This is a genomic window from Phenylobacterium sp. (assembly GCF_036821595.1).
GTDB lineage: Bacteria > Pseudomonadota > Alphaproteobacteria > Caulobacterales > Caulobacteraceae > Phenylobacterium.
On the sequence record NZ_DAISJG010000014.1, the window covers coordinates 69,818 to 86,606 of the forward strand.

Annotated in this window: 14 protein-coding genes and 1 tRNA gene; 7 read left to right on the forward strand and 8 right to left on the reverse strand. The window is 70.3% G+C overall.

Annotated elements, in window-relative coordinates:
• The first annotated feature begins 69 nt into the window (after positions 1–69).
• The 4 genes from V7Z97_RS09490 to V7Z97_RS09505 are packed head-to-tail and all read left to right on the forward strand — an operon-like array spanning position 70 to position 6,152.
• On the forward strand, positions 70–2,172 hold the full coding sequence (locus V7Z97_RS09490; protein ID WP_334163036.1) for an O-linked N-acetylglucosamine transferase, SPINDLY family protein: 2,103 nt from the start codon (positions 70–72) through the stop codon (positions 2,170–2,172).
• 44 nt (positions 2,173–2,216) lie between these two features.
• Positions 2,217–3,494: an FkbM family methyltransferase gene (locus tag V7Z97_RS09495; RefSeq protein WP_334163038.1), complete on the forward strand. Its 1,278-nt coding sequence runs from the start codon at positions 2,217–2,219 to the stop codon at positions 3,492–3,494.
• Positions 3,491–5,182: a hypothetical protein gene (locus V7Z97_RS09500; RefSeq protein WP_334163039.1), complete on the forward strand. Its 1,692-nt coding sequence runs from the start codon at positions 3,491–3,493 to the stop codon at positions 5,180–5,182. Before V7Z97_RS09495 ends, V7Z97_RS09500 begins: the two co-directional genes overlap by 4 nt.
• A 10-nt stretch (positions 5,183–5,192) precedes the next feature.
• Positions 5,193–6,152 carry a UDP-glucuronic acid decarboxylase family protein gene (locus V7Z97_RS09505; RefSeq protein WP_334163041.1) on the forward strand — a complete coding sequence of 320 codons (960 nt, stop codon included), beginning with the start codon at positions 5,193–5,195 and terminating at the stop codon, positions 6,150–6,152.
• Here V7Z97_RS09505 and V7Z97_RS09510 read toward each other — a convergent pair.
• From V7Z97_RS09510 to V7Z97_RS09520, 3 genes are all read right to left on the reverse strand, one after another.
• Positions 6,149–6,589 (reverse strand): hypothetical protein, encoded by a 441-nt coding sequence (locus V7Z97_RS09510; RefSeq protein ID WP_334163043.1) that lies wholly within the window; start codon positions 6,587–6,589, stop codon positions 6,149–6,151. The two genes, V7Z97_RS09505 and V7Z97_RS09510, sit on opposite strands and share 4 nt — an antisense overlap.
• Positions 6,590–6,888: 299 nt before the next feature.
• Positions 6,889–7,557 carry a DsbA family oxidoreductase gene (locus V7Z97_RS09515; RefSeq protein WP_334163044.1) on the reverse strand — a complete coding sequence of 223 codons (669 nt, stop codon included), beginning with the start codon at positions 7,555–7,557 and terminating at the stop codon, positions 6,889–6,891.
• Between the two features lie 24 nt (positions 7,558–7,581).
• Positions 7,582–9,150 carry a carboxylesterase/lipase family protein gene (locus V7Z97_RS09520; protein WP_334163045.1) on the reverse strand — a complete coding sequence of 523 codons (1,569 nt, stop codon included), beginning with the start codon at positions 9,148–9,150 and terminating at the stop codon, positions 7,582–7,584.
• 58 nt (positions 9,151–9,208) lie between these two features.
• Here V7Z97_RS09520 and V7Z97_RS09525 point away from each other — a divergent pair, with 58 nt between their 5' ends.
• Complete coding sequence (locus V7Z97_RS09525) at positions 9,209–10,162, forward strand: alpha/beta hydrolase (RefSeq protein ID WP_334163046.1); 954 nt, start codon at positions 9,209–9,211, stop codon at positions 10,160–10,162.
• Between the two features lie 77 nt (positions 10,163–10,239).
• On the forward strand, positions 10,240–11,241 hold the full coding sequence (locus V7Z97_RS09530; protein WP_334163048.1) for a class 1 fructose-bisphosphatase: 1,002 nt from the start codon (positions 10,240–10,242) through the stop codon (positions 11,239–11,241).
• Between the two features lie 15 nt (positions 11,242–11,256).
• On the opposite strand, the gene V7Z97_RS09535 is transcribed toward V7Z97_RS09530, so the two are convergent.
• From V7Z97_RS09535 to V7Z97_RS09550, 4 genes are all read right to left on the reverse strand, one after another.
• The gene (locus V7Z97_RS09535) at positions 11,257–11,652 is read right to left on the reverse strand and encodes a SirB2 family protein (protein ID WP_334163051.1); all 396 of its coding nucleotides are present in this window, start codon (positions 11,650–11,652) and stop codon (positions 11,257–11,259) included.
• A 10-nt stretch (positions 11,653–11,662) separates the two neighbouring features.
• Complete coding sequence (locus V7Z97_RS09540; protein WP_334163053.1) at positions 11,663–13,984, reverse strand: nitric-oxide reductase large subunit; 2,322 nt, start codon at positions 13,982–13,984, stop codon at positions 11,663–11,665.
• A 115-nt stretch (positions 13,985–14,099) separates the two neighbouring features.
• Positions 14,100–15,338 carry a cation:proton antiporter gene (locus V7Z97_RS09545; protein ID WP_334163055.1) on the reverse strand — a complete coding sequence of 413 codons (1,239 nt, stop codon included), beginning with the start codon at positions 15,336–15,338 and terminating at the stop codon, positions 14,100–14,102.
• 233 nt (positions 15,339–15,571) lie between these two features.
• Positions 15,572–15,647, reverse strand: a tRNA-Lys gene (locus V7Z97_RS09550).
• Between the two features lie 200 nt (positions 15,648–15,847).
• On the opposite strand from V7Z97_RS09550, the gene V7Z97_RS09555 reads away from it, so the two are divergent.
• Complete coding sequence (locus V7Z97_RS09555; RefSeq protein WP_334163056.1) at positions 15,848–16,168, forward strand: Hpt domain-containing protein; 321 nt, start codon at positions 15,848–15,850, stop codon at positions 16,166–16,168.
• Between the two features lie 6 nt (positions 16,169–16,174).
• Here the strand turns inward: V7Z97_RS09555 and V7Z97_RS09560 are convergent.
• On the reverse strand, positions 16,175–16,789 hold a 615-nt coding region (locus V7Z97_RS09560), incomplete at its 5' end, for a LysR substrate-binding domain-containing protein (RefSeq protein WP_334163058.1).

Genomic DNA, 16,789 nt, shown 5'->3' on the forward strand with positions numbered 1-16,789 from the left:
TCCGAATCGTCCCGCCGCCCGCTGGCGCGCGGGGCGCCGGACGGCCCACGACCCGCGCTCGAGAACCCGATGTCCGACGACGCCTTCATGGCCGCCCTGCACAAGGTCACCAACGGCGGCATGAGCCTGACCGAGCTGATCGGCGCCGCCGGCCAGCTGGGGGAGGGGGGGCAGCCCCGGCTCGCGCAGCAGATCTACAAGATCTGGATGAACTTCAATAAAGAGCACCCGCAGCTCTTCGTCGCCCAGTTCAACGCCGCCGTGGTGGCCACGAACCTCGGCGACGTAGCCGAGGCAGTGGAGCTGCTCCGGGCCGCCATCGCCGCCAATCCCGAGTTCATCCCCGCCTACATCAACCTGGGCGGACTGCTGGAGCGGACCGGCGCCGCCAATGACGGCGTGGAGCTCTGGAAGGTCGTCATCGGCAAGCTCGCGCCGATCAGCGGACTGCAGGTCGGCTACAAGATCGCCGCCCTGAAGCAGCTCGGGCGGGTGCTCGGCGAGCACCAGAAGCTGGAGACGGCGGAGACGGCGCTGCAGGAGGCGCTGACCCTCAACCCGGCCCAGCGCGACGTCATGGAGCAGTTCATGGCGCTCAGGCTGGGCCAGTGCAAATGGCCGGTGATCCAGCCGTTCGAGGGGGTGGACCGAAAGAGCCAGATGCTCGCCATCCACCCGCTCTCCATGGGCGCCTATACCGACGACCCGCTGCTGCAGCTCGCCTGTGCGCACCGCTACGTGGAACAGGCGATCGAGGAGACCTTCGACAACCTCGACGTCGACCGCCGTCACGCGAAGATCGACCTGGACGGCCGTCGCCTGCGGGTGGGCTACATCTCGTCCGACCTGCGCGACCACGCCGTAGGCTATCTGATGGCCGAGCTCTTCGAGCTGCACGACCGCGAGAAGGTGGAGGTCTTCGCCTACTACTGCGGCCGGCCCGGCAACGACGCGCTCACCCAGAGGATCAAGGCCTCCGTCGAGCACTGGACCGACATCCGCGAGATGACGGACGACGTTGCGGCCCGCCAGATCGCCGCCGACGGCATCGACATCCTGGTGGACGTGAACGGCCACACCCGCGACGCCCGCACCGGCGTCTTCGCCCGCCGGCCCGCCCCGGTTCTGGTGAACTGGCTGGGCTTCCCCGGCACCATGGGCAGCCCGTACCACCACTACATCGTCGCCGACGACTGGATCATCCCGGAGGGCTCCGAGCTCTATTATTCGGAGAAGGTCGTGCGGCTGCCCTGCTACCAGCCGAACGACCGCCGCCGGATCATCGCCGAGGAGCGGCCCGCGCGCGCCGACGCCGGCTTGCCGGAAGACGCCGTCGTCTTCTGCTGTTTCAACGGGCCGCAGAAGATCAACCGCTTCACCTTCGCCCGGTGGATGGAGATCCTGAAGGGGGTGGAGGGCAGCGTCCTCTGGCTCCTGGAGAGCACGCCCGAGGCGGCCGAGCGCCTGCGGGCCATGGCCGAGCAGCACGGGGTCGACCGCTTGCGGATCCACTTCGCGCCTAAGCTGGCCAACCCCTGGCACCTGGCGCGCTATCCGCTGGCCGACCTGTTCCTGGACACGGTTCCGTACGGCGCCCACACTACCTGTTCGGACGCGCTCTGGATGGGCGTGCCGATCCTGACCCTGTCGGGCCGCAGCTTCGCCAGCCGGGTCTGCGGCAGCCTCGTGCGCTCCGCCGGCATGCCGGACCTGGTGACAGAGACGCCCGAGGACTTCGTGGCCCGCGGCATCGAGCTCGGCAATGACCGGGCGGCCCTGGCCGCGCTGAAGGCCCGGCTGGAAGCCAACCGCGACACCTGCGACCTGTTCAACATGGAGAAGCTCGTCGACCGGCTGGAAGGGCTCTACCGCGGCATGGCCGAGGACTGCGCCTCCGGGCAGCTGCCGCGGCCGGACCTCGCCAACCTCGAGGCCTATCTGAACATCGGCATCGGCTTCGATCACGAGGCCCGCGAGATGCTGGCCGAGCGCGACTACCAGGGCCTCTACAAGGCGGCGCTCGAGCGCCGGCACCGGGTGCGCCCGCTGCACGCCGACAGCCGCTTGTGGACGGCCGATGACATCGCCGCTGCCGAGCGTCCGCGCCGGGACGACGCGGCGCCGGCCGAAGCCGAGCGGCCCGCCCGCCGGCGCGCCGCGGCCGCGGGCTGAGCGTCAAGACACCTGCAGAACCGACTGACCAGGCAAGGAATTAGATGAACAGGTCCACTCTCGAAGGTCTGCGGTTCCAGGGCTATTCGCCCCGCACTCTGCTCGACGTGGGGGCCCATGTGGGCTCCTTCACGCGGGGGTTCCTGGAGGTGTTCCCGGACTGCGCCCCGACGCTCATCGAGCCCAATCCGTTCTGCCAGGAGGAGCTCGAGAAGCTCCCGGCCGAGCGGCTGGCGGTGGCCGCCTCCAACGAGGCGGGCGTCGCCGAGCTGTTCATGACCAAGGAGTGGCTGCAGTCCACCGGAACGTCGCTCTACCGGGAGAACACCGCCTTCTTTCGCGACGAGGTGGTGATGAAGCAGGAGGTGCCGAAGGTGCGCCTCGACGACGTCTTCGCCGGCCGCCGCTTCGACTTCGTGAAGATCGACACCCAGGGCTCGGAACTGGACGTCCTGCAGGGTGGGCAGACCGTGCTGCGCCACGCCGACTACATCCTGCTGGAAGTCTCCATGGTGGAGTTCAACGCCGGCGGCGCGAGGGCCGAGGCGGTGTTCGCCCAGCTCAACGCCATGGGCTTCCGTTGCGCCGACATCACCGAGGTGCACCGCCTGAAGGGCGTGCACGACGGCAACATCCTGCAGATGGACTTCCTGTTCGAACGGGTGGTGAAGCGGCCGAGCCAGAACTACGCCTATGGCCCGCTGCACGGCCACGGCCCGCTGATGGACTGGCTGCGCGCTCAGAAGGCGAAGTGCCCGGATTTCACGGTCATCGACATCGGCGCGGCGGCGAACCCGTGGTCGGCCGAGGTGCTGGACGCCACCTTCGACATGAGCGAGTGCGGCGTGGCTCCGCTGCACTTCACCGGCAATCTCAACGACAGCCGCAGCTTCGACGGCGTGCTGCGCCACGTGGCCAAGCACGGGCGCTTCTCCTACTGCATCTGCTCGCACACGCTCGAGGACCTGGCCTATCCGGCCATGACGCTGGAGATGCTGCCGCGCATCGCCGAGGCGGGGTATATCGCCGTGCCGTCGCGCTACCTGGAGAGCCTCCGCCCCGAAGGGCCGTATCGCGGCTTCATCCATCACCGCTGGGTGCTCGACAACATGGGCGAGGACCTGATCCTGGCGCCGAAGATCCCGCTCCTGGAGCACATGGCGCTGGGGTCGGAGCCGAACTGGCCGTCCGCGCCCGAGCGGTTCGAGTTCCAGATGATGTGGCGGGGCGCGATCAGCTTCACGCCCATGAACGGCGACTACCTCGGCCCGACGCGGAACCACGTGGTCGGCATGTACGGCCAGTTCTTCGATCGGCCATGAACCTGCAGCTCTCCCCGGCGCCCCAGGCGGTCGACACCGACAAGCTCGCGGCCTTGGCCAGACGCCTGCGCGGCGAGGGCCGGGTCGAGGACGCCCTGACGCTGTGGGAGCACATCGCCGCGCTCCGGCCTGAGGATCCTGAGGCGCTGAGGGCGCTGGCGACGGCGTTCGGAGCCCGCGGCCGGACCCTTGAGGCCCTGGAGACCCTGGCAACCCTGCAGGCGCTGCACGGCGGGCCGGGGCCGATCGCCAGCGAAATCCGCGAGCAGTCCACCGCGGCCATCGCCAAGTACAACGCCCTGGCCGGGACCGGCCAGGTCGCCGAGGCGGAGAAGTACGCCGCGGCGCTGGCCCGCCTGCTGCCCACCGCCACCGGCATGCTGGCCGCGGCCCTCCAGTGCAACCAGGTGCTCGGCCGTACCGAGGAGGCCGAGCGCTACGCCCGCGCGCTGATCGCGCTCGAGCCCGACAACGTGCAGGCCCAGGCGGTTCTCGCGGCGCCGACGCCGGAAGCGCCCGCGGCGCCGGTAGCGGAAGAGGGCGTCGCCGCCGAGGTCCGCGCCCGGATGGCCGCGGCGCTGGACCCGCAGAACGCCGGCCATCCGCTGCTGCGGCTGCGCGACATCCACGACGTGGCGAGCCTGATCCTCTGCCATCCGCTGACCGCGGAGTCCCAGGACCAGCTCCGGACCCTGGTGGCCGCCGGCTTGGCGCTGGACGTTCCGGCCGAGCCGGGTTCCGAGTGGGAGGGCTGGGCGAAGCACTACCGTGTGCTGCTGGAGTCCATCGACCTCGACGCCATCCTCGCGCCGACGCCCGAGGCCGATGCTCCCGGCGACGTCGCGTACATGACCTCGGCAGGCAAGGCGCTCACCGCCAAGGGCCTCTCGGCGCATGCGAGGAAGCTCGGCGCGGAGGTGGTCTTCTTCGCCGCCGCCGACGAGCATTACGTCGAGCTCTACGCCCGCTGGTATGCGCTCTCGGTGCTGAAGTACTGCGACGTCCCTTGTCTGATCGTGGTCCATGTCATCGGTGGCAGGGAGGCGCTCGCGGCCGCCGCCGAGAAGGTCGGGATCCGGGACGACCGGCTGGTCTTCGCCGGCTGCGGCTTCGAGGCCGGCGACGTCGCGTGCCGCGCCTTCGACGCACCGCCGAAGGGCGAGGCGGCCAGGCCGATCGCCCATTTCCAGTCCGTGCGCTTCCAGCGGCTGGGCGCGCTCCTGAAGCAGCTCAAGCGGCCGGTGTTCGTGTCGGACATCGACCTCCTGCTCCAGCGCGGCGTCGCCGACCTGCTGGCGCGCTGCGAGGGCGCCGACGTGGTGTTCAACGAGAACGGCGTCAGCTTCAACGCGGGATCCCGGCTCACCGCCAACCTGCTGCTGGCCTATCCCACGGCCGACGCCGACGTCCTGCTGCGATGCCTGAAGGCCTATCTCGACGACAAGCTGGCCGGCGCGGAGGTCACCCGCTGGATCGACCAGGTGGCCCTGATCCACGCGCGCCACCACCTGCAGGCCCACGGCGAGGCGCCGAACATCGCCTATTTCGACACCGCCTCGGACATCAACAACGTGATGTATCCGAGCTATCAGGAGCATCCGTTCCGGTTCCTCTCCCTGTTCCACGGCTTCGACACGTCGAGCCTGGAGGATCCGAGGGTGCTCGGCGGGGCCGCCGCGAACGCTTGAGGGGGAATTCGTGAAGCGCATCCTGGTCACCGGCGGCGCCGGCTTCATCGGCTCGCACCTTTGCGAGCGCCTGCTCGCCCAGGGCCACGAGGTCCTATGCGTCGACAACTTCTACACCGGGGCGCGCCGCAACGTGGCGCACCTGCTGGAGAACTCGAACTTCGAGTTGATGCGGCACGACGTGACCTTCCCGCTCTTCGTGGAGGTCGACGAGATCTACAACCTGGCCTGCCCGGCGAGCCCGATCCACTACCAGTACGACCCCGTCCAGACGACCAAGACGAGCGTCCACGGCGCGATCAACATGCTGGGCCTGGCCAAGCGCCGGCGGGCGAAGATCTTCCAGGCCTCGACCAGTGAGGTCTACGGGGATCCGACGGTCCACCCGCAGCCGGAGGAATACTGGGGCAACGTCAATCCGATCGGGTTCCGCTCCTGCTACGACGAAGGCAAGCGCTGCGCCGAGACCCTGTTCTTCGACTACCGCCGTCAGCACAACCTGCGCATCAAGGTCGCGCGGATCTTCAACACCTACGGGCCGCGCATGCACCCGAACGACGGACGGGTGGTCTCGAACTTCGTCGTCCAGGCGCTGAAGGGCGAGCCGATCACCCTCTACGGCGAGGGCAGCCAGACCCGCTCGTTCTGCTACGTCGACGACCTGGTGGAGGCCTTCCTGCGCTTCATGGCCACCGGCGACGACGTCACCGGGCCGATCAACCTCGGCAACCCGGGCGAGTTCACGATCCGCGAGCTCGCCGAGAAGGTCGTGGCGCTCACCGGCTCGAAGTCGCAGATCGAGTTCCGGCCGCTGCCGCAGGACGACCCCCAGCAGCGGCAGCCCGACATCGCCAAGGCCAGGGAGGTGCTCGGGTGGGCGCCGACCATCGCCCTGGACGACGGGTTGAAGAGGACCATCGCCTATTTCGACGGCCTGCTCCGCGCCGACGCCGAGCTGGCCCGCGCCTAGGCGGCTGCCCGGCTCGGCGCGTGGAAGGCGGCGATAGCGTCGCGGACGTCGTCGGCGCTCTCGAGGATTCGCACGCCGTCGTGCAGCAGGATCGCCGGCGGAGCGTCGGTCGGGGGTTCGAACCCGAGGCTTTCCAGGGCGCGGGGGACGGCGTCGCCGAACGCCATGACCGGCAGTTCCTCGGCGTGGGCGGCGTTGATCAGCTTGTCGAACGTGGCCGCGGCGGCGTTGTCGTCGCCGCCATGCCCGCCGGGCGCCACGAGTCCGGCGAGGGCGCCGTCCTCCACGTCCTGGACGGTGGCCGTCGGCAGGATGGTCAGGGCCGCGTGAGGCCCGCCGCGGCCCTCGCTGCAGCTCATCGGCGCCAGGGCGACGCCTTCCTCCATGAAGAGGCTCTCCGCATCGCCAAGGCCCGCGTAGTCCATCCCCGGCGCCATGACCAGTCCGGCCCGGGTCCTGGGGTCATAACGGCGGCGGGAGAAGGACGCGGAATGATGGCGGCGCGGGTTTGAATAGTGCAAGTGGGAGAGCCTTTCTTTCAGGTTGTGCAACAGACAGCATGGCCGGCATCCGAGGTGGCGGCCGGTTGTCCAAGGGCGTGCCTGAAGTTGAGGCTCTACATATAGGGAATGGTCGTCGTGATATCGGCCCGACGAGGTTCACAATTTTCTGATCCTGATCTGGACGAGACGCTTCTGCGTCCGATTTCGCCTTCGTCAGGGCGCGAGCCCGCGACTCAGCACCAGGCCGGTTCGTCGGGATCGCGGGCGCGGAGAAGCTCGGCCACATTGGCCTCAATGATCCGGAAGCCGACGTTGCCGTAGAGCTTCTGCCGGCCCTCAGGGAAGACGAAGGTCGGGCTGCCCTGGACCTTCTGGGCCTCCGCCGCCTCGTAGTCGCCGGCCAGGGCGGCGAAGGCCGTTCCATCCTCGATCCGGGCCTCGGCGGCGCCCACGTCGACGCCTGCCGCCCGCGCGATGGAGCGCTGCACCTCCCCGCGCGAGATGTCCCGGGCCTCGGTGAAGAAGGCGTCGCGCAGGGCGAGCGTCGCCGTCTCGTAGTCCTCTCGGCCGCAGGCCAGCTCCACCGCCTTCAGGAACAGGTGTGGGGCATGCGAGCTGGCGGGCCGCACGTCGCGCCAGATCGCCTGGGCCACCTCGAGGTGCGGGAATCCCGCGGCGACCTCCTGCACATGGTCGGCGAAACCCTCCCAGCCGCCCTTGTCCTTCCAGCCCTCGCCGATCTTGGCTTCCGTATCGCCGAAGGTGACGCAGAACCGTCGCTGCACGCGGATCCGCGCGCCATGCGCCTCCGCGAGCTTGGCGAGGCGGATCTCGCTCGCGTAGGCATAGATGCAGAGCAGGTCGGAGAAATAGGTGATGGGCAGGGGGGCGTGGGCGCTCATGTCCGGGCAACCCATGCCCCGCCGTCAGGTTCCGGGCTGCACATAGGGCACCTTGGCGAAGAGGGCGCGCTCCGCCCCGCGCGGATCGTCGGCCATCCTGGGCCGGCCGTCAAAGATCATCGTCTGCCGGCGGGGCAGGGTGTAGGGCTCCCACCGCGGCAGGGCGGCATGGTTCGGGTCGCCCGTGTGCGCGAGGGCGATGAAAGCCCCGCTCATGGCGGCCGCCGTCCGTCGCGCGTCCGGCCCGTCGCCGGTCCGCGCTCGCGGGGCGGCCACGTTGTCGAACACCAGCGGAATGTCCAAGGTGTGGAAGGCGCCCAGCCGGCCGCCCTCGTCCGGCGAGCGGAAGTCGAGCTGGTAGACGTAGGCGGGCGAGCCCTGCAGGGCCCGCAGCTCGGCCTCGATGATCGCACCTCGCCAGGAGCGCGACGCCGTCGTGGCGGCGAACAGGACGTCGCTGGGGCTGTAGTGCGGATAGAGCCGCCGGTACTCGGCGATCACCAGCTCCGGCGAGATGTCCACGCGCATGTTGGGGATCAGCTTGGCGGCCAGCCCGTCCCAGCCGACGGTGAAGTTGGTTTCGTCGTTCCCCAGGAAGGCGCGGGTCTCGTCGTGGGTGTTGCCGATGATCATCGGGATGCGCGCCGACTGGGGCGGGGCGTCCGGATAGAAGGGGTGGCGCCTGAGGCTGCGCTCGTCGAGCACCGGGCCGAAGTAGACGCCGCCGAACGGCAGGATCGGGTCGCGCGCGGCCTGCGCCTCCACCAGCCGCTGGGCGGGCAGGGTGCGGAGCGCCGCAGCCTGCTCGGGCTTCAGCTTCAGCGCGTCCAGGAACGCCAGCGTGCGCTGGTGGGCGTTCAGCGGGCCCGAGGCGGTGACCTGCTGGCCGCTCATGGTGGCGGCGCGGTGGAAGAGGCCGGCCGCCGCGGGCGTGGCCATCAGGGTGGCGATCTTGGCGCCGCCGCCCGACTGGCCGAACACCAGGACGCGGGACGGATCGCCTCCTAAGCCCGCGATGTTGTCGCGCACCCAGCGCAGGGCCAGGATGAGGTCGAGCTGGCCGGCGTTGCCGGAGTCGGCGAGGTCCGGGACCAGCCGCGCCAGATAGGCGTAGCCGAAGGCGTTCAGCCGGTGGTTCACGGTCACCACGACCACGTCGCCCCGCCGCGCCAGCCGGGCGCCGTCGTACAGGGGGCTGGAGCCGGAGCCGGTCGAATAGGCCCCGCCGTGGAAATAGACCATCACCGGCCGCCGCGCCGCGTCGAGGCCGGGCGTCCAGACGTTCAGGAACAGGCAGTCCTCGCCCTGGTTCGCCTCGCGCCCCGGCTGCGGGCAGGCGGGGCCGTAGGCCTGGGCGTCGGCGACACCCCGCCACGGCGCGGGCGGGACAGGGGGCTGGAAGCGGCGGGGGCCGGTGTCGGCGCCGTAGCGCACGCCCCGGAACACCGTGACGCCGCCGTCGAGATAGCCCCGGACGCGGCCGGCGCTGGTCCGGGCGACGGGATGATCCGCGCCCCAGGCGCCGCTCGCCGCCATCACACCCATCCCGGCGGCCGCGCCGCCCAGCACCACCCGCCGGCTTGTCCCGCCCATGCTGTTCCTCCCTTTCCGGAAAGCTATGACACCGGTAGCAATAGGCCAAGGAGAACCCATGGACCTCGACCGCCGCAGCGTCCTCGCCGGCGCCCTGGCCGCCGCGCCCGCCGCCGCAGCCGCACAGTCGGCCGACCCAGCCGAGACGATCGTGCTCTGGCCCGCGGGCCCGCCCGGCGGCGTCAGGCCCGGCCTCGCGGAGCGCACGGTCGAGCGAGCCCGGCCCGGCCAGCCCGGCGACCGGGCGGTGTTCAACGTCACCCGGCCGGTCCTGCGGGTCTTCCGGCCCGAGCGGCCGACGGGCGACGCGGCCCTGCTCGCGCCCGGCGGGGCCTACGCCCGGGTTGTGGTCGACAAGGAGGGCTTCGAGCTCGGCCGGTTCCTCGCCCGGCGCGGGGTCACGGCCTACGTGCTGTTCTACCGCCTGCCGGCCGACGGCTGGGCGGCCGGGCCCGACGCGGCGCTGCAGGACGCCCAGCGGGCCATGCGCCTGGTGCGTGCGCAGACCCAGGGCCAGGTGGCGGCGGTGGGCTTCTCGGCCGGCGGCCACGCGACCGCCATGCTCGCGACGCGCCACGCCGAAGCGACCTATGCGCCTCTCGACGCCGCCGACCGCCTGCCGGCGCGGCCGGACGCCGTGGGCCTCATCTATCCGGTGATCTCGATGCGCGAGGCCATCACCCACGCCGAGTCCCGCCGCAACCTGCTGGGCCCGACGCCGTCGGAGGCCCAGGTGAGCGCCTATTCGCTGGAGACCCGCGCAGGCCCGCAGGTCCCGCCGATCTTCCTCGTCCACGCCGCCGACGACGTGTCCGTGCCCATCGACCACAGCCTCGCCTTCCAGACCGCCCTGCGGAGAGCCAGGGTCCCGGTCGAAGCCCACTACTTCCAGGAGGGCGGCCACGGCTTCGGGATCCGGGGCGCGGCGGGCAAGCCTGCGGCCGCCTGGCCCGAGCTGTTCCACGCCTGGTGGCGGCGCCAGCTCCCCTCGGAATCTGCAAGGGAACCTTGACGGCGACGCTTCCGTTGAGCTGATCGCCGGAAGCTGCGGCCGGCTGGGGATTCGCAGCCTGTACGCATGGGGGAACGATGCCGGTGACGCTCGACCAATTTCTCGCCGACGGCGCCGCGGAGCCGGGCCTGGCTCAGCTGATCGGCACAGTGGCCGACGCCTGCGCGGAGATCAGCGCTCTGGTGCGTCGCGGCGCGGCCGGCGAGGTGCTGGGCGCCCTGGAGAGCGAGAACGTCCAGGGCGAGGTCCAGAAGAAGCTCGACGTCATCTCCAACGACATCCTGCTCGAGGCCTGCGCCACGGCGCCGGCCCTGGCCGGCATGGCCTCCGAGGAGATGGACACGGTCCATCCCGTCCGCCCGGTGACCGGGGAGGCGCGCTACCTCCTGCTCTTCGACCCGCTCGATGGATCCAGCAACATCGACGTCAACGTCTCCATCGGCACTATCTTCTCGGTCCTGCCGGTCAGCGCCGAGGCGCCGCGCGACGTCACCGAAGCCGACTTCCTGCAGCCGGGCCGCAACCAGGCGGCCGCCGGCTATGTGGTCTACGGGCCCCAGACCACCTTGGTCATGACCTTCGGCCGCGGCGTCACCGCCTTCACCCTGGATCCCAAGACCGACCAGTGGCTGCAGGTGATCGAGAGCGTGGCCATCCCCCGCGAGACCAAGGAGTTCGCCATCAACGCGTCGAACATGCGCCACTGGGCCCCGCCCGTGCGTCGCTACATCGACGACTGCCTGGCGGGGGAGACCGGGGCCCGCGGCAAGAACTTCAACATGCGCTGGGTGGCCTCGATGGTCGCCGACGTCCACCGCATCGTCATGCGCGGCGGCGTCTTCCTCTATCCCTGGGACGCGCGCGAGCCGAACCGGGCCGGGAAGCTGCGGCTGATGTACGAGGCCAACCCCATGGCCATGGTCATCGAGCAAGCCGGCGGGGCGGCCTACGACGGCTTCGGCCCGACGCTCGACGCCAGGCCCACCTCGCTGCACCAGCGGGTCTCGGTGATGCTGGGCTCGGCCGCCGAGGTGGAGCGCCTCCAGCGCCTGCATGAGGACGCGCTGCAGCCGGCCTGACCGTCTCCGGAGACCTCAGCCCGCGAACAGCCCCAGCGGGTGATGCGCGCGCGCGACGGTGTAGATGTAGCCGAACACCAGGAGCGCCAGCAGCCACAGGGCGAGCGCCGCCCGGCGGGGCCGCGCCCGTTCGAACGCCAGGTAGCCCAGAACGACGTAGACGACCACGAGGCCGACCTTCACCGTCAGCCAGGCGTCGGCGCCAGGGTACTGCCGTACGATGGTCATCAGCATCAGCGCCGCGGTGAGCAGCACCGTGTCGATGGTCCAGCTGAGGTAGCGGATCGGCGCCGCCAGCGGCCACGGCGCGCGGAGCAGGTGCAGTCCTGCCCCGCGGATCAGGAACAGGGCGCCGCTCGCCAGGGCCGTGAAGATGTGGACCTGGCGAATGGCCGGGTAGAAGGGCTCCAAGGCCGGCTCCTCAGCGCGTGGGGGTCGCCGCCTCGCCCGGGCGCGTGCCGTCGGGACGGTAGGGCTGCTCCTCGCCCACGAGGTCGGCTTCCCGGCGCGGTCGCACCCAGAGGCCGACGACGAACAGCGTCAGCGCCAGGGCCCCGATGCTGAAGATCACGTCCCCGGGCACGCGCATCCAGACGAGCAGGTCCACGATGGGCTGCTGCATGAACTCCGCCGAGCGCGCGTACCAGTAGCCGTTGTTGATCGCCGCAAGAAGCTGAAGGGTGCCGAGCGGCAGCAGGGTCAGGGCGGCCATCAGGGCCAGGCCGATGTTGAAGCTCCAGAAGCTCACCTTGAGGATGCGCTCGTCCCACCAGAGGTCCGGCTTCATGCCGCGCAGGCAGAAGAGGACGAGGCCGATGCCGAGCATGCCGTAGACGCCGAACAGGGCGGTGTGGCCGTGCAGCGGGGTCAGGTTGAGGCCCTGCATGTAATACAGCGACAGCGGCGGGTTGATGAGGAAGCCGAACAGGCCGGCGCCCACCAGGTTCCAGAAGGCGACCGCGAGGAAGAACATCACCGGCCACTTGTAGCGCCGCATCCAAGGCGTCGCGCCCGACAGGCGCCACTGCTCGTAGGCCTCGAAGCCGATGTAGGCGAGCGGCACGACTTCGAGGGCCGAGAAGCTGGCTCCGAGCGCGAGCACCGGCGTGGGCGTGCCCGAAAAGTAGAGGTGGTGGAGCGTGCCCAGAACCCCGCCCGCCATGAACACGATGGTCGCGAACAGGACGGCCACAGTGGCGGTGCGGATGGGAATCAGCCCCAGGCGGGTGAACAGGAAGGCGATGACCGCGGTGGCGAAGACCTCGAAGAAGCCCTCCACCCACAGATGCACCAGCCACCAGCGCCAGTATTCGACGATCGAGATGTGGGTGTTCTCCCGCCACATCAGGGCCGCGCCGTAGAACAGGCCGATGGCCACTGCGGAAAGGAAGAACAGCACCAGGATCGACCGCGATTCCGTTCGCGCGCGGATCGCCGGCGCGAGCGCCCGTCCCACCAGGACCAGCCAGAGGATGAGGCCGATGAACAGGAACCACTGCCAGAAGCGGCCCATGTCGGCGTATTCCCAGCCTTGGTGGCCGAACCAGAAGTTGTTCTCCAGGCCCAGGCGCTGCATCACCGCCAGCCACTGGCCGGCGAACGAGCCCACCACGATGACCAGCAGGCAGGCCCACAGGACGTTGACCCCCAGCCGCTGGAACCGCGGCTCGTGTCCCGAGATCGCGGGAGCCATGTAGAGGCCGGTGCCCAGCCAGGCTGTTGCGATCCACAGGACCGCCAGCTGCGTGTGCCACGTCCGCGTGATCGAGTACGGGAACAGGCTGGCCATCTCGTAGCCGTAAACGAGCTGGCCTTCGACCTGGTAGTGGGCCGTCAGCGCCCCCAGGAGGATCTGCACGAGGAACAGGGCCAGCAGGACCCAGAAGTACTTGGCCGTGGCCGCCATCGACGGCGTGACCAGGATGGTCCGCATGGGGTCGGTCGCCGGCAGACTATGCGGCTCGGGATCGCGGGCGTGGGTGCGGGCGTGGTGCCAGCCCAGGAGGCCGATGCCGGCCAGCAGGAAGGTGACGCTGAACGCTGACCACAGGAAGGTGCTGGCCGGCGGCCGGTTGCCGATCAGCGGCTCGCTGGGCCAGTTGTTGGTGTAGGTGATCTCGCTCCCGGGCCGCTCGGTGGCGGCCGCCCAGGCGGTCCACCAGAAGAAGGCGGGCAGCGCGCGACGGTCGGCCTCGGCGGCGACCGTCCCGTTCTTCATCGCATAGTGCTCGCGCAGCTCCGCAGTGGCCGGGTCGTCGCCGAACAGGCTCGTGTAGTGGGCCGCCACCGCGCGCACGGCTGCAGCCCGCTCGTCCGACATCGTCAGAACGCCCGTCTGCGGGTCGTACCGGTTGCCCCGCATGCGCGTCTTCAGGCGGCTCTCCAGCGCTCCCTGCTGTTCGGGCGCCAGGGCGGCGAAGTTCGCGGCGCCGAAGTCCTGGACCGCCCACACGTCGAGCAGGGTCACGGCCTCGCGGTGCAGGAAGTCCGCGCTCCAGTCAGGCGCCACATAGCCGCCGTGGCCCCAGATCGAGCCCAGCTGCATGCCGCCGATCGACTGCCAGACGCGGCGCCCGTGCTCGATGTCGGCGCGGGTGTAGAGTGTCTGCCCGGATTCCGTCACAACCCGTTCGGGCACAGGCGGCGCGGCGACCTCGATCTCGCGTCCCACCCAGAGGAGGACGGCGAAAGAGGCGACGAGGAGTGCCGTCAGCCAGGTCCAGAGTTGCCGCGTGCTGTTCATGGACGCCGCTCCCAGTCCAGAAATTTCCGACAAGGATAGGAACATCGGATCTGCCGGCAAGTTCCTCCGCAGGCTGCAGACTCGGCCCGCGAAGTGTTGCGCGCGCAGACCCGCGTCAGGCCTGCTTCTCGCCCGTGGCCTCCTCGACCGCGAGGGCCGCGGTGAACCCGTGCAGGACCGTGGAAAGCAGGATCGCGAAGGCAACCACCGCCCAGAGGCGCGCTTCCTCCGGCAGGTCGGCGTGCGAGCCGGCGTAGCTCAGGTAGTAGATCGAGCCCACCCCGCGGACCCCGTAGAAGGCCACGACGGCGCGCCGGCCGCCGGACAACACCGTCCGCGAAAGGCTGAGCCAGCCCACTAAAGGCCGGATCACGAAGATCAGGGCCGCGGCCACGAGCGCCGCGGCGAGGTCCAGCGCCGTCAGCACCGCGGGCAGGGCGGCGCCCAGGCCGAGGAGCAGCATGGCGGTAAGGGCGTGCTCGATGGTCTCCGAAAAGTCGTGCAGGCGCACGTGGCAGGCGTGGTCGGGCTGGGTCCGCCGCAGGACCAGCCCCGAGACGAAGGCGGCGATGAAGCCGTAGCCTTCCGCCAGTTCGGTCACGCCATAGGCGACGAACACCCCGGCCAGGGCGAAGACGCCCGACTGGGCCTCGGCCAGGGCGTTGCCGCGGGGGATGCGGAACAGGATCTGGCCCAGCAGCCAACCGATCGCCACGCCGCAACCGGCGCCCACGACGATCCGGAAGAGCAGGTCCCGCCACAGCCACTCGCCCGCCATGCCGAACGTCAGGGTCCCGGCCGCCGCGATCGCCAGGGCCAGGTGCACGAATGGAAAGGCCAGGCCGTCGTTCAGGCCGGCCTCCGTGGTGAGGGTGAAGCGCACCGGATGCTCGCCCCCTTCAGCCGGCCGGCCCACCTGCACCTCGCCGGCCAGGACCGGGTCGGTGGGCGAAAGCACCGCGCCCAGCAGCAGCGCTCCGGCCAGGCCCAGCCCCGCCCACGCCCAGCCGACCAGCGCCAGTGACAGGATGGTCAGCGGCATGGCAAGGACGAGCAGTCGCACGGTGGGCGTCCAGAGCTCCCGGTCGAGGATCCGGTCGATGCGCAGGCCGACGCCGAACAGGCCGATGATCACGCAGAGCTCGCTGACCACCTCCCAGACCTTGGGCGAGCCTACCGGGCTGATCGCCTCGGGCATGCCGGGAATCCAGCCGAAGACGAGAAAGCCCAGCCCGATAAGCAGGGCCGAGGCTGCCGGCTCCCGTCCGGAGAAGAACCTCGGAAGCCAATAGGCCAGGATAATCGCCACCCCGAGTGCGGCGAGCAGCACGTGATAGCTGGAGAACTCGAACAAGGCGCCGCTCCGGGAGGACCCGCCCCTTACGCGCCGCGCCCGGTTCGGTTCAATCGGCCTGGGGTCGGCAGCCTGGGCCTCGGGCCGGACCCGCGGGCCGGCCGGTCTCGCAGCGTCGAGAAGCGCCACCGGATGGGAAGGCCGCTCCGGTCGTCTGCCAGGGCTCACGGGGAACGGGAGCCCGGAGGCGTCCGTCCGCCGGGTTTACCGGGCCAGGGCCTGTCGCGGAACGATGGTGGGTGTACAAGGATTCGAACCTTGGACCCGCTGATTAAGAGTCAGCTGCTCTACCAACTGAGCTATACACCCATGCCGTTGAAAGCCTTGAGCTTTCCGGCTCCCCGGGAGCGTTTGGACCGGCGTTTCGGCCGCCCCGGCTCCGGGAGGGGACCCATCTAGTCGGTTGCCCCCGCCTTGGCAAGGCCTCGCGCGCGCAAACGGCGGGGCTTTCATCGCCGCTTAAGGCTGCGGGCGTAGGCATGCCCCAAGCATGGGCGATGAGGTGGCGCGTGGGCCAGCGAGCGGACGGAGTGGTGGACTTCGGATACCTGGAGTCCTTCGTGTCCGGTGACGCGGCCATCGTCTGCGAGGTGCTGGACCTGTTCCGCCAACAGGCCGAGAACTGGGCCGCGACGCTCAGGCCCGAAGACCCCGAGTGGCGCAACGTGGTCCACACCATCAAGGGCGCCGCCCGGGGCGTGGGCGCCAACGCGCTCGGCGACGCGTGCGAAAAGGCGGAGTTCGGCGCGCCTGAAGACCTGCCGGCCGTCCGTGACGCCCTGGAGGCCGCTGTGGCCGAGATCGCCGCCTACCAGGCCGCCCGCGCCTAGCCCGGCCTAGATGCCCGCGCCGTTGTCGATGGCCGCCATGGCGGCCTCGTGCGCCTGCGCCTCGGCCTCGATCCAGCTGATGAAGGCCTTCACCTGCGGCAGCCGGCCCTTCGCCTTGGGGTGGACGAGGTAGTAGGCGAAGTCCACGGCGGTGGCGATCTGCAGCGGGGCGACGAGCCGGCCCGCCTCCAGGTCGGCCTGGGCGATGGTGCGCTTGGCGAGCGCCACGCCGCGCCCGTTCACGGCCGCCTCGATCACCAGGCTCGACTGGTTGAACCGCGGGCCGCGCATGCCGTCGATGTTCTTCAGGCCCCGCGCCGCCAGCCACATGGGCCAGTCGGGGCAGCTGTCGTCCGGATCGGGCGAGCCGTCGTGCAGCAGGACGTGGTTCTTCAGGTCATCGGGGGAGGAGAGCGGTGTCTCCGCCAGCAGGGCGGGGCTGATCACCGGGATCACGCTTTCGCCCAGCAGACGGGTGACCTCCAGGCCCGGATAGCGGCCGCCGCCGTAGCGGATGGCGAGGTCGACCTCTCCGGCGGTGAGGTCCACGAGCTCGAGGCCCGCCGACAGCCAGACGTCCACCTGCGGGTGCTTCTGCTCGAAGGCGCCCAGTCTCGGCAC

Excerpts from the sequence above, each read along its gene's own strand:
- V7Z97_RS09490 (WP_334163036.1), top strand. The coding sequence starts at position 70 with ATGTCCGACGACGCCTTCATGGCCGCCCTGCACAAGGTCACCAACGGC.
- V7Z97_RS09495 (WP_334163038.1), top strand. The coding sequence starts at position 2,217 with ATGAACAGGTCCACTCTCGAAGGTCTGCGGTTCCAGGGCTATTCGCCC.
- V7Z97_RS09500 (WP_334163039.1), top strand. The coding sequence starts at position 3,491 with ATGAACCTGCAGCTCTCCCCGGCGCCCCAGGCGGTCGACACCGACAAG.
- V7Z97_RS09510 (WP_334163043.1), bottom strand. The coding sequence starts at position 6,589 with ATGGCGCCGGGGATGGACTACGCGGGCCTTGGCGATGCGGAGAGCCTC.
- V7Z97_RS09515 (WP_334163044.1), bottom strand. The coding sequence starts at position 7,557 with ATGAGCGCCCACGCCCCCCTGCCCATCACCTATTTCTCCGACCTGCTC.
- V7Z97_RS09520 (WP_334163045.1), bottom strand. The coding sequence starts at position 9,150 with ATGGGCGGGACAAGCCGGCGGGTGGTGCTGGGCGGCGCGGCCGCCGGG.
- V7Z97_RS09525 (WP_334163046.1), top strand. The coding sequence starts at position 9,209 with ATGGACCTCGACCGCCGCAGCGTCCTCGCCGGCGCCCTGGCCGCCGCG.
- V7Z97_RS09530 (WP_334163048.1), top strand. The coding sequence starts at position 10,240 with ATGCCGGTGACGCTCGACCAATTTCTCGCCGACGGCGCCGCGGAGCCG.
- V7Z97_RS09540 (WP_334163053.1), bottom strand. The coding sequence starts at position 13,984 with ATGAACAGCACGCGGCAACTCTGGACCTGGCTGACGGCACTCCTCGTC.